At 60.6% G+C, this 14846-nt stretch carries 11 protein-coding genes; 9 read left to right on the top strand and 2 right to left on the bottom strand.

Annotation, left to right across the window (positions count from 1 at the left end):
- The first annotated feature begins 285 nt into the window (after window positions 1–285).
- The gene (locus tag ROI90_RS15725) at window positions 286–1092 is read left to right on the top strand and encodes an outer membrane beta-barrel protein (protein WP_315999311.1); all 807 of its coding nucleotides are present in this window, start codon (window positions 286–288) and stop codon (window positions 1090–1092) included.
- Between the two features lie 8 nt (window positions 1093–1100).
- On the opposite strand, the gene ROI90_RS15720 is transcribed toward ROI90_RS15725, so the two are convergent.
- The gene (locus ROI90_RS15720; RefSeq protein ID WP_315999310.1) at window positions 1101–1673 is read right to left on the bottom strand and encodes a DinB family protein; all 573 of its coding nucleotides are present in this window, start codon (window positions 1671–1673) and stop codon (window positions 1101–1103) included.
- A gap of 126 nt (window positions 1674–1799) precedes the next feature.
- Between ROI90_RS15720 and ROI90_RS15715 the strand changes: the two genes are divergently transcribed.
- Window positions 1800–2777: a hypothetical protein gene (locus ROI90_RS15715; protein ID WP_315999309.1), complete on the top strand. Its 978-nt coding sequence runs from the start codon at window positions 1800–1802 to the stop codon at window positions 2775–2777.
- Window positions 2778–2868: 91 nt separating this feature from the next.
- Window positions 2869–3924: a ComEA family DNA-binding protein gene (locus ROI90_RS15710; RefSeq protein ID WP_315999308.1), complete on the top strand. Its 1056-nt coding sequence runs from the start codon at window positions 2869–2871 to the stop codon at window positions 3922–3924.
- 75 nt (window positions 3925–3999) lie between these two features.
- Here ROI90_RS15710 and ROI90_RS15705 read toward each other — a convergent pair whose 3' ends face one another.
- A complete protein-coding gene (locus ROI90_RS15705) occupies window positions 4000–4779 on the bottom strand; it encodes an XRE family transcriptional regulator (protein ID WP_315999307.1) in 780 nt (259 codons plus the stop codon).
- A gap of 204 nt (window positions 4780–4983) precedes the next feature.
- Here ROI90_RS15705 and ROI90_RS15700 point away from each other — a divergent pair, with 204 nt between their 5' ends.
- The 6 genes from ROI90_RS15700 (at window position 4984) to ROI90_RS15675 (ending at window position 14844) form a co-directional block, all read left to right on the top strand.
- Complete coding sequence (locus ROI90_RS15700; protein ID WP_315999306.1) at window positions 4984–5391, top strand: CesT family type III secretion system chaperone; 408 nt, start codon at window positions 4984–4986, stop codon at window positions 5389–5391.
- Window positions 5392–5437: 46 nt separating this feature from the next.
- Window positions 5438–6142: a PspA/IM30 family protein gene (locus ROI90_RS15695; RefSeq protein ID WP_315999305.1), complete on the top strand. Its 705-nt coding sequence runs from the start codon at window positions 5438–5440 to the stop codon at window positions 6140–6142.
- A gap of 67 nt (window positions 6143–6209) precedes the next feature.
- Window positions 6210–6869, top strand: a complete 660-nt coding sequence (locus tag ROI90_RS15690) for an OB-fold-containig protein (protein ID WP_315999304.1) — start codon at window positions 6210–6212, stop codon at window positions 6867–6869.
- Between the two features lie 181 nt (window positions 6870–7050).
- On the top strand, window positions 7051–9219 hold the full coding sequence (locus tag ROI90_RS15685) for a flotillin family protein (protein WP_315999303.1): 2169 nt from the start codon (window positions 7051–7053) through the stop codon (window positions 9217–9219).
- A 168-nt stretch (window positions 9220–9387) separates the two neighbouring features.
- The gene (locus ROI90_RS15680; protein ID WP_315999302.1) at window positions 9388–9810 is read left to right on the top strand and encodes an endonuclease domain-containing protein; all 423 of its coding nucleotides are present in this window, start codon (window positions 9388–9390) and stop codon (window positions 9808–9810) included.
- A gap of 39 nt (window positions 9811–9849) precedes the next feature.
- Window positions 9850–14844, top strand: a complete 4995-nt coding sequence (locus tag ROI90_RS15675) for a DNA repair ATPase (protein ID WP_315999301.1) — start codon at window positions 9850–9852, stop codon at window positions 14842–14844.
- Window positions 14845–14846: the final 2 nt, after the last annotated feature.

Genomic DNA, 14846 nt, shown 5'->3' with positions numbered 1-14846 from the left:
CCCAGATGCCGACTGCGGGTAAATTCCACATCAGTAGTAGAAAAAAACGCACACCAATTAGACTATACTATTGCCGCTGGGCATTGACACAAGCCTCCGCTTACTCTAGTAAAACCTCGTCATCAGCACATTAAGCGGTACAGCCGCCTACCCGGCCAGAAGCAAAAGTCAGACTTTCCAGCTCCTTCCCAGCAGTAGCCCTAGCTGCTTATTTCAGATGGCTTCTACCCTATTTTGCCGCCACATTAGCGCCCGACATTATTACCCTACTCTATTCCTGCCGGTATGCATCACCCATTCAAGTTACCCGGTGCGAGCCTACTCCCAGGTCTGTTGCTAGGTCTGCTGACCGGCACCGCCGCCAGGGCCCAACACCGCACGCAGTATGGCATGCAGGCGGGCGGGGGCGCGGGCTGGGTACACCTACGCGGAATGGCATCCTACGCAACCAGTGCCCGGCAAACCTGGCAGTTGGGCGTAGTGGCTGAAACCCGCCTGGCCTCACACTGGGCGCTACAATATGGCCTGAGCGGAGCCATGCGCGGCTACCGTTTGCGGGAGGATGTCACGTATGAAGCCGACCAAGGAGGCGTGCCAACAGTGGGCCACTACCGCAGCCAGGATGCTTACCGGCTTACCTATCTGCTGGCTCATACGCTGCTGGCGTACCAGCCAGCCGGAGCCGGCAAAGGCTGGCAACTGCTGGTAGGCGGCTATGCCGGACTAGGAACGCGCGGGCGCTACCGATACCAGTACACCGATAATTGGGGCACCATAACGCGGGAGGTGTCGGGGCGGCAGCGCCTGGTGTATGGCTATAGGTCGGGTAGTGGTCGGGGCTTCGGTATTTTGGGAGGTGGCTCCAGTGCTGATATCCGCCCCATTGACGCCGGGCTGCAAGTTGGTGGGGGCTACTGCTGGCAAAGGGTGCACGTTCAGGCGTGCTATCAGGTCAGCCTGACGCCCCTTTTGCCGGGCTACCTGGAGCGCCAGCTGCAGCACCGGGAATACCTCCGGGGCGCAACTATTGCCTTGTCCTACTTCCTGCCTTACTCGCCCAAGCACTCGGGTACCCCTGTGGCGCTGCGGTAATTTATTTGCTACAGCTCCCGGCTTTCCAGCACGCGCTCCGCCTGCCGAACGTGGCGCTTGATGTGCTCCACCAACAGCTCCAGCACGTCGGTGAGGCGGGGCAGCAGCAGCGGAATGATGGGGTTGGGGATGCGCACGGCGTTGGCATTTACACGGCGGGCCTGCTCAATCAGGTTGCTCAGCTCATCCAGCTGGCGGCTGAACACCTCAATAACTGTGCGAGGTAGCCGGGACCCGCTGGGCGCGTACTGCTGAGGCGTTTTCATGGGCTTCTCCGAGGCGGGGGCGCGCATGGCTTCCGTCATCTTGTGCCCAAAATAGCCGTGTACTACCGTGGCGGCCGGCGAGGAGCCCCGCTCTTTAGCCGCCTTCACCTTGCGGCTCATGACCGGCAGATACAGCCCGCCCACAATGTTGAGGTGTTCCAGACACTGACCCACACTCCACTTACCGGGCCCGGGGCCCCGGTTCAGCTGGTCGTCGGTGAGGGGGCGGAAGCGGCGGTTAGCAATTTCGCGCACCCGCTCCACGTCGGCAGCCAGGGCATCCAGAAAATCGGTGGTACGGGTGGCAGTAGGCATCGGAGCTAGCTAATGGGTAGGCAGAATATGGTGTAATGATACGGGCCCCGCGCGGTTTCAGCAACGGGCAGCAGTATTTGGCCCGGTGATTTGCTGAATTTGCCCCGTAGGCGGTACTTTCGGCATATGGTATTGTCTTTTCTGCGGGCGGTGCGGGGCCTGCTTCCCCTGGTTTTACTGAGCAGCGCGCTGGGGGCGCAAGCCCAGGCCGTACCCAACCCCGGCGAAAACGTTGCCTTCCTGGTTACGTTTGGCAGCCAGGCCGATAAAAGCTGGGGCGACGATGATTTCACCCAGACGTTCTTTTTCCTTATTCCCAAGGAAAACCGCCAGCCCGTGTACATTCGCGTGTTCGACCCCGACTGCGGCGGCCAGCACGACGAGGCGAAGTACGGCTGGAATACCACCACCGAGTTCAGCCTGTACGGCGGCCCCGGCTCCCACTCCACGCCCGACGCCCGGGCCACCGAGCCCAAAGGCCAATTCCGGGCCGGCACCTTGCTAAAACAGGTGAAATTCGGGGCCGATAAAGCTTACGACAACAAGTGGTACACCTTCGGGCCGCTGAACCCACTGGAGGGCGAGTTTGTGCCGGAATTTGATGGCTATGTATTCAAGCTGGTAACTCAGGGCAAATCCGGTGACGACGGCAACCTGTACCGCTACTTCCTGAGCACCTCTCCTACCCAGAATGTGGCCGTGGAGGGCGGCAACGCCTTTACCTATGAGTACAGCTTCCGCCTCTCGCCCCAGAAACGGGCCAAAACCCACCTCTACCCCTTCGTGAATGACCGGGTAGTGAGCATCAAGCAAAGCAACTTTGACGTGGATGGTGATGTGGCGCTGAAGATTTTCAGCGTGGCCAAAAACGGCCACCCAGCCAAGGCCAGCGGCGACAATGCCTGGGCCAGCAGCACCCACCTCATTGCCGATAAAGAGCACGGCCTGTCCTTGGATTTGCAGCTGACTTCCCTCTCCAAAGCCACCAACGACCTGGTATTTTACGTGACCGACCAGTACGATGTGGCTCTGCCCTTCTTTGCCGTGCCCCTGGGGGGCCCACCCCGCTACCGCTACGAGGTAGATGTGAAGATCAGAAAGTAAGGCCGGACTAGCCTGGGCGCGGCAGGTTTGGTTTTATCCGGATTTCCCGCTAAACTCAACAGTAATATCCGTTACTGACGCGTATTCTGTTATGCCTGTTCCCGCCCAGCGCCCGGTGCCCGCCCAGCCGCCCGTATCCCGCCGCTCCGTGCTGCACCCAGTGCAACGGGCCGTGCGCCGCTATTTCGGCTTTTCCCGCCGCGAAACCTCCGGCTTGGTCGTATTGGTGCTCTTGATGGTTGTGGCGCTGGGGCTGCCGAGCCTGCTACGGCCGGCCTTGCCCACGTATGAGCCTCGTGCCGATGCGCAAAGGTTGAATGCCTGGGCCGCCGAGCTGGCTGCCCGGCGCACTACCCGCCCGCAGTTTAGCAGCCGTTATCCGCGCCGCACCTATGCCGCCCGTACCCGGGTGCCGCAGGTGGCGCTGGCCCCTTTCAACCCCAACACCTTTACTGCCCTGGATTGGCAGGCGCGGGGCCTCCCGGCCTGGCTGGCCGAGCGGCTGGTGAAGTACCGCAGCGCGGTGGGCGGCTTCCGGGCCAAAGAGCAACTCCGCAAAGCCTACGGCCTCTCCGACACTACCTACGCCCGCCTGGCCCCTTACATCCAGCTGCCCGACCAACTGCCGCCGCGGGAAGCCCGGGAGTACGCGCGCAACTCATCAGGACCGGGCCAGTTTGCCGACCGGAAGCCGTTTGCAGCCGCTACGAGCCGCTTCAAGAGCAAACCAACCAAGCTGGCAGCCTTCGATGTGAATACGGCCGACACTACCCAGCTTATGCAGATTCGGGGAATTGGCCGGGGCTACGCGCGGCGGGTAGTGGAGTACCGGCAGCGGCTGGGTGGTTTTCTGCGCGAAGATCAGCTCATGGAAATCTACGCCCTGCGCGACGCCCCCGACCTGGTTGACAGCCTGCGCAAGTACACCTTTGTGGCGGCTGGCTTCAGCCCGGCCTTGGTTGATGTCAATACTGCTTCCTTTGAGGTTTTGCAGGCGCACCCCTACGTGGGCAAACGACTGGCGCGCGTGCTGGTGGCCTTCCGCCAGCAGCACGGCCCCTTCCGCCAACCCACCGACCTTCGTCAGATTCGGGTACTGGATGAGGCCACGCTGGAAAAGCTCCAACCCTACTTGGTGCTACGGTAGCGACATTAAAAGGCGAGAATGCCACTTTCATTCTCCCTCCGCAGACTTCGCCCGCAGACCACTGAAACCGGGCCCCTACCCCAGCCGGGCCAGCAGTTCCTCCACCTGCCGCTCCAGCCGCGTTACGCGGTCCTCGATGCGGGACGGGGGGCGCAGGTGGGTGGTGAATACGGCCTTTACCTCCCAGATTTCCAGGGCCTGGTCGAGGGCAAACTCCTGGGCGCCGTAGTCGGGGTTGTCGGCGCGCAGCTTGAGCGTAGTAGCGGTAAGACGCTCGGCCAGCCGCCGCACCAACAGGCTGTTTTGGGTCACGAAGGCATAGATGCGGCCCGCGCGCAGTCCGGCCACTGCCGCCTTATCTACGCGGCAGCAGAGCACTACGTCCTGGTGGCGCAGGCCTTGCTGCTGGTGCTGCATTTCGGCCCCTACTATCTCAAAAGCGCGGGTAGTGGGCCCTAAATCATGCGGAAACGTGAGGGAGGGCAAGGCATCCACGAAAGCCGAGTTGTGGTGCTGCACAATGTATTCGAGCAGGCGGGTAGCGGGTACGAAGGGCGTCAGGGCCGCTTGCTGGTCGGCGCGGGCGGAGTTGGGTGCTTGAGTTGGGGCGGCTTCCTGCTTGAAAATATCGAAGTGGTAGAGTTCATTTACCGTCAGCTCTTTCGTAAGTAGCAAGTCCACGGATAAGCCAAAATGCTGAGCAATTTGAATAAGCGTTTCCATTTTGGGTTCCGACCGGCCCTCCTCATATGCCCCCACACTAGGGCGGGCCAAACCAAAAAGCTCCGCAAAAGCGGCCTGACTGAGCTTCTTGACCGTTCTTATCTTCCGGATGTTCTTGCCAACGTAGGACATAGCGCAAAAAATTATTCGCTCATAATTTGAGCATATCTCAAACTTTGAGTACACTTGCATCGTAAAGCTACTACAATACCGCCAGCCGCTCGTATCCTCCGCTCTTTTTTTGAGCAACTGACTTTTTACCGCTTCCGGTCCCAGCCAGTTAAGCCCGGGCTTTTATTCCATCTTGGCCGCTCCTACACTCTCTTCCTTCACCATATGGCCAACCACTACTTTCCCAAAATTCAGGGCTACCTGTTGGAACTGGGTTTCGACATTCAGCACCAGGACCCAACCAACAACCTGCTGGTGGTGAGCAAGCCGGAATTGGGCATCGACCATTTGGTGCTGGGCTGCGGGGAGCCGCTGCTGATTCTGGAACAGTACCTGCTGGATTTGCCCGCCCCTAACTGTGACATCTACCAGCGCCTGCTGCAGAAAAACCGGGATATTATCCACGGGGCCTTCGTGCTGGATGAGTCGGGCCGCAAAGTCATCTTCCGCGACACCTTGCAGCTGGAGCACCTCGACCGGCCCGAGCTGGAAGCCGTTGTCAACTCACTGGCACTACTGCTTAGCGAGTTCAGTGACGAGCTGATTGCGTTTTCGAAAGCGCCCGTTGAGTAACGATTTTATCCTTGAACAGCCCCTGGGCTCTTATCGACAATACGCCATGAACCTCTTCAACCGCATCTTCAAAATCGGGCAGGCCGAAGCCCATTCCGCCGTCAATCAGCTTGAAGACCCCATCAAAATGACGGAACAGGGCCTGCGCGACCTGCGCCAGGACCTCGACAAAGCCCTGCATGCGCTGGCCGAAGTGAAAGCCCTGGCCATCCGGGCCCGCAACGAAGGCGAAGCCGAACGAAACCGGGCCCTCGACTACGAAAACAAAGCCGTCCTGCTGCTGCAGAAAGCGCACCGCCAGGAAATAGAGGCCACCGAAGCCGACCGCCTCGCTACCGAAGCCCTGCTCAAAAAAACCCAGCACGAAGCCCAGGCCGCCCGCGCCGCCCAGGACCAGCAGAAGTTTGAGGCTTCGGCCCAGCAGCTCGACCAGAACGTGCAGCAGCTCAAAAGCACCATTTCGCAGTGGGACAACGAGCTGAAAACGCTGAAAGCCCGCGTGACGGTGAGCACGGCCACCAAAACCATCAACCAGCAGCTGGCCCAGCTGGATTCGTCGGGGACGGTGGCCCTGCTGGAGCGGATGAAGGAAAAAGTAGCCACCGAGGAAGCGTTGGCCGAATCGTACGGGCAGATTGCCCAGGAAAGCAAATCCATCGACCAGGAAATTGACAAGGCCCTGGGTAAAGACGGCAGCGGCCAGGCCTCGGCCGAGTTGCAGGCCCTGAAAACGAAGCTGGGGCTGGAATAAGCACTAATACCTTCCCCCTGTTCGGCGCTGGCACCTTACGTATACCTCTATCTTGCCCAATATGCCTATGACCGAACTTTTGCACGCGGCCGTTTCGCCGCCCAACGTGCTGGCTACCGGCCTGCTGGTGTTCGTGCTGCTGTACTGGCTGGTGGTTATTCTAGGCCTGCTCGATTTCAAAACCCTGGATATCCAGACCGGGCATGATTTCGATTTACCCCACGATGCGCATGTGGGGCCCGACGCTTCCGGCATGGGTGTAAGCTGGCTGAACCACGCGCTGGCGTTTTTCAACCTGGGCCGGGTGCCGCTGATGGTGTTTTTGAGTTTCGTGGCCCTGCCGCTGTGGGTAGGCAGTATCCTGCTCAATTACTACCTCGGCAACTCGTCGTTTGGTTTGGGCCTGCTGTTACTGGTGCCATTGTTCATTAGCAGCCTGCTGCTGGCCAAGGTGCTCACGCTGCCGTTTGTGCACCTGTTTGCCGCCATGGAGCGCAACCACGATGAGGGCGCGCGGCCGCTGGGCAAAGTGTGCACCGTGCTGCTGCCCGCCACCCACGAGCGGCTGGGCCAGGCCAGCGTGCAGCTCCGCAGCGGCGCCCCGCTGATGCTCAACGTGCGGGCCGCTTCCGCCGCCTCCGAGCTAAAAAAAGGCGACACCGCCCTGATTATCGACTACGATGCCGCCCGCCGCTGCTACCTTGTGGAGCCGTATGACGCCCTCTGAGCAATTATGCCTACCGCACGAGGTAGAGACGCAATATCTTGCGTCTCGTCGTTGAACGGCCCGTCTGAACCAGTGTACACAACATCAGCAACGATGAGACGCAACATATTGCGTCTCTACATCAGACACACATCCCCTTCTTTTCTCTCCCAATCTGCCTCTACTCCTACTCCTTACTTCCATGTTAGAACAACTTTCCCTGGTGGTGATTGTCATTATTGCCATCCTCGTGCTGGGTTTCCTGGCCATTGTGGCCCGCATGTACCAGAAGGCCGTGCAGGGTGAGGCCCTGGTCCGCACCGGCCTCGGCGACACCAAAGTATCGTTCAGCGGTATTTTCGTGGTGCCCATTCTGCACAAGCTGGAGGTGATGGACATCAAGCTCAAAACCATCGTTATTGCCCGCGCGGGCTCCGAAGGGCTGGTGTGCAAAGACAACCTGCGGGCCGATGTGAAGGTGAACTTCTTCGTGCGGGTCAACAAAACCGAGCAGGACGTCATCAACGTGGCCCAGAGCATCGGTGCCCACCGCGCCTCCGACCCGGCGGCTTTGGAAAGCCTCTTTGACGCTAAATTTTCCGAAGCCCTCAAAACCGTAGGCAAGCACTTCGACTTCATCGAGCTGTATAACTCCCGGGAGCAGTTCAAGCAGGAAATCCTGCGCATCATCGGCACCGACCTCAACGGCTACGTGCTCGATGACTGCGCCATCGATTACCTGGAGCAAACCCCGCTCACGGCCCTGAACCAGGACAATATTCTGGACGCCGAGGGTATCAAGAAGATTATTGCCCTGACTTCGGAGCAGAAAATTCAGGCCAACGCCATTCAGCGGGAGCAGCAGAAAACCATCAAGAAGCAGGACGTAGAGGCGCAGGAAACCATTCTGCAGCTGGAAAAACAGCTGATTGAAAACCAGGAAAAACAGAAGCGCGAAGTAGCCAACATCAAGGCCCGCGAGCTGGCCGAAACCGAGAAAGTAACGCAGGAAGAGCGCCTTAAAGGCGAAAAAGCCCGCATTGCTACCGAGGAGGAAGTGGGCATTGCCGAGCAGAACCGGGACCGGCAGGTGCTGGTGGCCGAGCGCAACAAGCAGCGCACCGACGCCGTGGAAACCGAGCGGGTAGCCCAGGCCAAAGCCCTGGAAATAAACGAGCGGGAGCGGATTGTGGCCCTCGCCCAGATTGAAAAGGAAAAGGCGCTGGAAGAAGAGAAAAAGAACATCCAGACCATTATCCGCGAAAGAATTACGGTGGAGAAAGCCACCGTGGTGGAAGAGGAAAAAATCAAAGACACCCGCGCCCAGGCCCAGGCCGACCGGGAAAAGCTGGTGGCCATTACGGCGGCCAAGCAGCAGGCCGAAGCCGCCACCGTTGCGCTGGTCGGCAATGCCGACATGGAGCGCCAGGCCGCCGAGTTCCGCGCCAAGCAGGCCCTGATTGACGCCGAAGCCGAAAAAACCTCGGCCGAGTTCAAGGGCCAGGCCATCCGCACCCTCGCCGAAGCCGAAGCCAGCAAAGCCACGGCCGTGGGCCTCGCCGAAGCCCAGGTGATGCAAGCCAAAGCCACCGCCCGCCAGAAAGAAGGCGAAACCGAAGCCACCGTACTTCAACTCACCGCCACCGCCGAAGCACAAGCCATTCAGGCCAAAGCCGGCGCCCAGGCCGAAGCTGACGAGAAGCTGGGTCTGGTAGCCGCCAAAATCAACCGCGAAAAAGGTCTCGCCGAAGCCGACATCATCCAGGCCCGCGCCGACGCCGACCAGAAGAAAGGCCTGGCCGAAGCCGCTGTATCGGAGCAGAAATTTGCGGTGGAAGCCAAGGGCATCGAAGCCAAGGCCGACGCCATGAAAAAGCTCGACGGCGTGGGCAAAGACCACGAGGAGTTCAAGCTACGCCTCGACAAGGAGAAGTCGGTAGAGCTGGCCCAGATCAGCATCCAAAAGGACATTGCCGCGAGTCAGGCCGACGTTATCGGCGAGGCCCTCAAAGCCGCCAAAATCGACATTGTGGGCGGGGAAACCATGTTCTTCGACCAGATTATCGGCTCAATCACCAAAGGCAAAATGGTGGACCGCGCCGTGCACAACTCGGAAGTGCTGGGCACCGTGAAAGATGCCTTCTTCTCCCTGGACGGCGGTGGCGACTTCAAAACCAACCTGCGACGCTTCGTGGATCAGTTCGGTTTGAGCTCCGAGGAAATCAAGAACCTGAGCGTGTCGGCTTTGCTGCTGAAGATGATGAACCAGGCCGGCGACGATGCCACCCGCAACACCATCACGGAGCTAGCCAGCACCGCCGTAGCCCTGGGCATCAGCGACAAACCCGCCCGGATGCTGGAGCTGAAGTAAGTATCCGCTGTCCAAGCTAGGATTAGAAACTAGCTCCCCTCCTCAGATGAGGAGGGGTTGGGGGTGGTTGACCAGCTCGTCTGCACGATTAGCTATAGTTTCTAATTCTAGTATTTCAACCACTCCTAGTCCCTCATCATCTGAGGAGGGGAATTAGCTTTAGCCTTTATGCCTGATACGAGCCATGTCCACAATCTAGGGTATCAAAAACCCATCCGCCGCACGCTTCGCAGCAACCTTACGTCGGCTGAAGCTTTGCTCTGGAAGGCGCTCCAGCGTAGCCAGCTGGCTGGTCGCAAGTTTCGCCGCCAGCACGGTGTTGGGCCGTACATCGTGGATTTCTACTGCCCTAGCGAAAAACTAGTGGTAGAACTAGATGGTGCCGGGCATTTCACGGCGAGTGGTGAGGCGCAGGACCAGGAACGGGATGCTTACTTGGTCAGCCTAGGGCTGAAAGTGCTGCGGTTTGAGAATAAGCTAGTAGCGCAACATATAGAAAGTGTATTGGCAGCTATTGAAGCCGCTTTTCAGAGTACCGTTCTACCATCATCAACCACCCCTGGCCCCTCCTCATCTGAGGAGGGGAACTAGTTTCTAGCCTTAGCTCTAGCTGATGCACGGGCTGCTTTTATGGAACAGACTACCCAACTCGAAACCGGTACCTACGAAATCCTGCGCAACCGCCTGCTAAAAAGCAGCACCGACCTGCGCCAGCGCTTGGACCTGCTGAATACTGAGCGCAAGCAGGTATTTGGGGCCGTGGATACCCGTCTGCTGGGCACTGGCCGCATTACCACCGAAAACAACTGCGTGCCCTGGGACATGGTGCCGGTGGGGCAGCAGTTCATTTTTGGGTATAATGTGGTGCTGGGGCTGAAGGCCGAGCCGGACTTGGCCGACGTGTTTGGGGTGTACGAATACGCCGAGCACGACTTCCGGCCGCTGGGGCTGGAGCTGTTGCAGAATCCGCAGTTTCTGGAGGAATTCCGCAACCTGTACCGCTACTACAAGAACACCCAGTTCGTGAAGTTTGCGGTGATTGGCGTGCACCTGTTCATGGTGTTTCGGGTGGGCAAGAGCGCCTCGGATGTGAAGACGTTCAAGTGGCTTATCCAGGGTGATACGATCACCTACCTCGACAACCGCTCCGACCACGAGTACACCTTCCCGCCCCAGCACGAGTTCCAGTGGAAGCGCGCCACCCGTGACATGCAGCGCGGCGGCAAGCACCCCCACATCAGCATTGAGGACAAGGTGTTCGTGGAAACTATCGGCGGCGACCTTACCATCAAAGTTGAGGATAATACCAGCACCGGGCAGGGCATTCTGAGCGAGTCGGTCGACGACAAGGACCAAACCCTGGACGATTCCGAAATCTACTTTGCGGTGGTGGGCAACCTGATTCTGCTGAAGATCCGGCCCTACCAGGAGCAGCAGTACCGCTACTTCATCTTCAACCACAAGCTCAAAACGGCCCAGCGCCTCGATGCCCTTGCCGATGCCTGCGTGCTGCTGCCCGACGGCCAGGGCCTGATTTTTCCGCACGGCTTCTACCTGCAAACCGGCGACAACAAGCTGTTCGACAACGGCCTGCGCGACATGCTGTTTGAGAAGCGCGTGGCCTCACCGAACGGGGAGGATTTCCTGTACGTGTTCTTCCAGAAGGAAGCCGGTATTTACCTGCTGCTGAGCTACAACCGCATTGCCCAGCGCGTGGATAACCCCATTGTGTGCCACGGCTACGCCCTGTTCGAGAACGGGGAATTGTGCTACTTCCGGGCCGACGACGAGCCCAAGAAGCACCACGCCGTGCAGATCTGGCAGACGCCCTACACCGCCCCCGATTTCCAGCTGCCTGTCACCTCCGATTCCTACCTCTACAAGCTGGGCAACAAGGAAATCGTGCGGGCCATGAGTGAGGTGCAGGAAGTCCTGACCCTTACCGGCAAAGACGACTCCTACGCTGGCCTCTACCTCGACCTGATCCGTCAGACCACCGCCCTCACCGACGCCTACCACTGGCTGCGCGAACCGGCGGCTCAGGCCCTGGCCGAGCCCCTGAGCGAAATCCGCCAGACGGCCACCGCCGCCGTGGAGGAGTTCGAGAAGGTGCAGAGCATCCGCAAGAACACCGCCCAGCAAACGGCGGCCGTGTTCCAGAAAGCTGACGAGCTGACCGGCCGCATCCGCCGCTCGGCGCCTGATACCGTCACGGAGTTTGTGCAGCTGCTGGGCGAGTTGCGCGGGGTGCGGGGCGAGGTCATTTCGCTGAAGGAACTGCGCTACGTGGAGCTGCCGGCCGTGGAAAAGCATGCCGCTGACCTCGAAGCCCTGAGCAAGGAAGTGGCGCTGCAAACCGTGGATTTCCTGCTCAAGCCCGATGCCCTGGCGCCCTATTCCCAGCGCGTGCAAGCCATAGCCGACGGGGTGGAGCAAGTCCAGAAAACCATCGAAGCCGACCAGCGCGAGCAGGAAACGGCCGCCGTGGCTCAGGAGCTGGAACTGCTGATTGAGGTAGTGAGCAACCTGCCCATTCCCGACCCGACCCAGACCACGGCCATCATCGACAACATCTCGACGGTGTACGCCCGCTTCAACCAGATTCGGGCGGCGCTGAAGCGGCGGCGGCAGGCGCTGGCCGGCACGGAGGCCCAGGCCGAGTTTACGGCCCAGCTCAAGCTGCTGGAGCAAGCCCTCACCAACTACCTCGACCTGGCCGACACGCCTGCCAAGTGCGACGAGTACCTGACCAAGCTCATGGTGCAGCTCGAAGAGCTGGAAGGCAAGTTCCCCGACTTCGACCAGTTCATCGAGCAGCTCACCACCCGCCGCGAGCAGGTAGTAGAAGCCTTCGAGTCCAAGAAAACGTCCCTGGTAGCCGCCCGCAACCAGCGCGCCACGGCCCTGCTGCAAAGCGCCGAGCGGCTGCTGAAAGCAGTGCAGAGCCGCGTCAGCCGGCTGGAATCGGTGGCGGATATCAACGGGTACTTTGCCGCCGACGTGATGGTGGAAAAGGTGCGTCAGACGGCCCAGGAGCTGCTCAGCCTCGGCGACTCGGTGAAGTCGGACGACGTGCAGAGCCGGCTGAAAACCCTGCGCGAAGACGCCGTGCGCCAGCTCCGCGACCGGGCGGACCTCTTCGCCGACGACGGCCAGACCCTCAAGTTCGGCCCGCACTCCTTCACCGTGAACACCCAGCCCCTAGAGCTGACCGTGGTGCTGCGCGACGGCGACCTGCACTACCACCTCACTGGCACCAACTTCTTCCAGAAGATAACCGACCCGGCCCTGCTGGCCTCCAAGCCCGTCTGGGAGCAAACCGTGGTGTCGGAAAACCAGGACGTGTACCGGGCCGAGTTTCTGGCCTGGCGCATCCTGCAAGCCGCCCAGCACCCTGCCCCGGCCGATGCGGAAGCGGGCCGCGCCGCCGTGCTGTCCATACCCGAGCTAGGCCACCTCAGCCCCGCCGAGCTGCTAACCTACGTGCAGCAATTCATGGCCGCACGTTACCAGGAGGGCTACCTCAAAGGCGTGCACGACCACGACGCCACCTTGCTGCTCACGGCCCTGGTGCGCCTCACGCGCACGGCAGACTTACTTCGCTACCCCGCCGACACCCGCGCCGCCGCGGCCCTCTACTGGCTGCGCTTCGCCGACCCCGACCAGCGCGCCCACTGGGAACGGCAGCTCCAGGGCATTGGGGTGCTGCTGCAGGTATTCCCCGATTCGCAGGAGTTCGACGCGCTCAAAGCCGAGCTACAAACGGCCGTGGACCGTTTCGCGGAGCAAACCGGCCTCTTCATCCCTGCTCAGGTTGCGGAGGCTGGCGACTACCTGTTCCACGAGCTGACCCACACCGGCACCTTCATCATTGCCGCCGAAGCCGCCGAGCTGTACCAGCAGTTTCAGAAGCAGCTACAGGAGCGCCAGGCCACGGAGCTGTTTCAGCAGTCCATCGACCAGCTGAAAGACCAGCCGGTGGCGCAGTTTCAGCTGGTGCGGCAGTGGGTGCATAGTTGCCTCACCCCCCGGCCCCCTCTCCTTCAGAGAGGGAGAGCCACAGCGGCGCTAGACACTCTTTCCTCCACAACGCAGCAGCCAATAGAACTATCGTCAGGCTCCCCCTCTCTGAAGGAGAGGGGGCCGGGGGGTGAGGCCCTCGAAACCGCCGTCCTTCTGCTCACCCAAACATACGACCCGGCCCGCGTCGTGCATACCCCTACCCTCGAAACGCTGGCCGACTTCCAGGGCACCCACCCGCGCATAACCAACGACCGGACCTACCACCTCAACTTCCCCGACTTCCGGCGCCGGCTGCTGCACTACGACCGCGCCACGGTGGCGCAGTACGAGCAGTTTCAGGAGGTGAAAAAGCAGCTGCTGGCCCGGGCCGCCGAGGACATGCGCCTGGAGGATTTCCGCCCGCGGGTACTCACCTCGTTTGTGCGCAACCAGCTGATTGATAAAGTGTATCTGCCGCTGATTGGGGCCAACCTGGCCAAGCAGATTGGTACTGCCGGTGAGGGCAAGCGCACCGACCTCATGGGCCTGCTTCTGCTCATCTCGCCGCCCGGCTACGGCAAAACCACGCTCATGGAGTACGTAGCCAACCGGCTGGGCCTCATCTTCATGAAGATCAACGGGCCGGCCATCGGGCACGCCGTAACCAGCGTGGACCCCGCCCAGGCTCCCAACGCCGGGGCGCGGCAGGAGCTGGAGAAGCTGAACCTGGCCTTCGAGATGGGCGACAACGTGATGATTTACGTGGACGACATCCAGCACTGCAACCCCGAGTTTCTGCAGAAGTTCATCTCCCTCTGCGACGCCCAGCGCAAGATTGAGGGGGTATACCAAGGCCGCCCCCGCACCTACGACTTCCGGGGCCGCAAGGTGTGCGTGGTGATGGCCGGCAACCCCTACACCGAAAGCGGCGACGTATTCCAGCTGCCCGATATGCTGGCCAACCGCGCCGACATCTACAACCTCGGCGACATTCTCACGGCTGGCTCCGAAGACGCCTTTCGCCTCTCCTACCTCGAAAACGCCCTCACCAGCAACGCCGCCCTGGGTCGCCTCGCCACCCAAAGCCCCCAGGACGTGCCCGCCCTCATCCGCCTGGCCGAAACTGGTCAGCAGGACGGCCTCAGCTTCGAGGGCAACCACACGCCCGAGGAGCTGAACGAGTACGTGGCCGTGCTGCAAAAGCTGCTGCGCCTGCGCGACGTGGTGGCCCGCGTGAATGCCGCCTACATTGCCAGCGCCGCCCAGGCCGACGCCTACCGCACCGAGCCGCCGTTCAAGCTGCAAGGCTCCTACCGCAACATGAACAAGCTGGCCGAGAAAGTGCGCCCCGTGATGAACGACCAGGAAATAACCGACCTGCTGGCCGCCCACTACGAAAGCGAAGCCCAAACCCTGACCAGCGCCACCGAGGCCAACCTGCTCAAGCTGCGCGAGCTGCTGGGCTGGCTCAACCCCGCCGAGCAGACCCGCTGGCAGGAAATCAAAGCCACCTTCCGCGACAACCTCCGCAACTCCGGCGCCGGCCAGCTCCTGCAGATGCTGGATAAACTAGAAAGCATTGCAGGCGGCCTAAGCGGGATTCGGGAGGCGTTGAAAAAGTAACA

This window comes from Hymenobacter endophyticus (genome assembly GCF_032464715.1).
Lineage (GTDB): Bacteria > Bacteroidota > Bacteroidia > Cytophagales > Hymenobacteraceae > Hymenobacter > Hymenobacter endophyticus.
The sequence above is the reverse complement of the archived record's forward strand: the minus strand, read 5'-3'. Positions and strand labels throughout refer to the sequence as shown.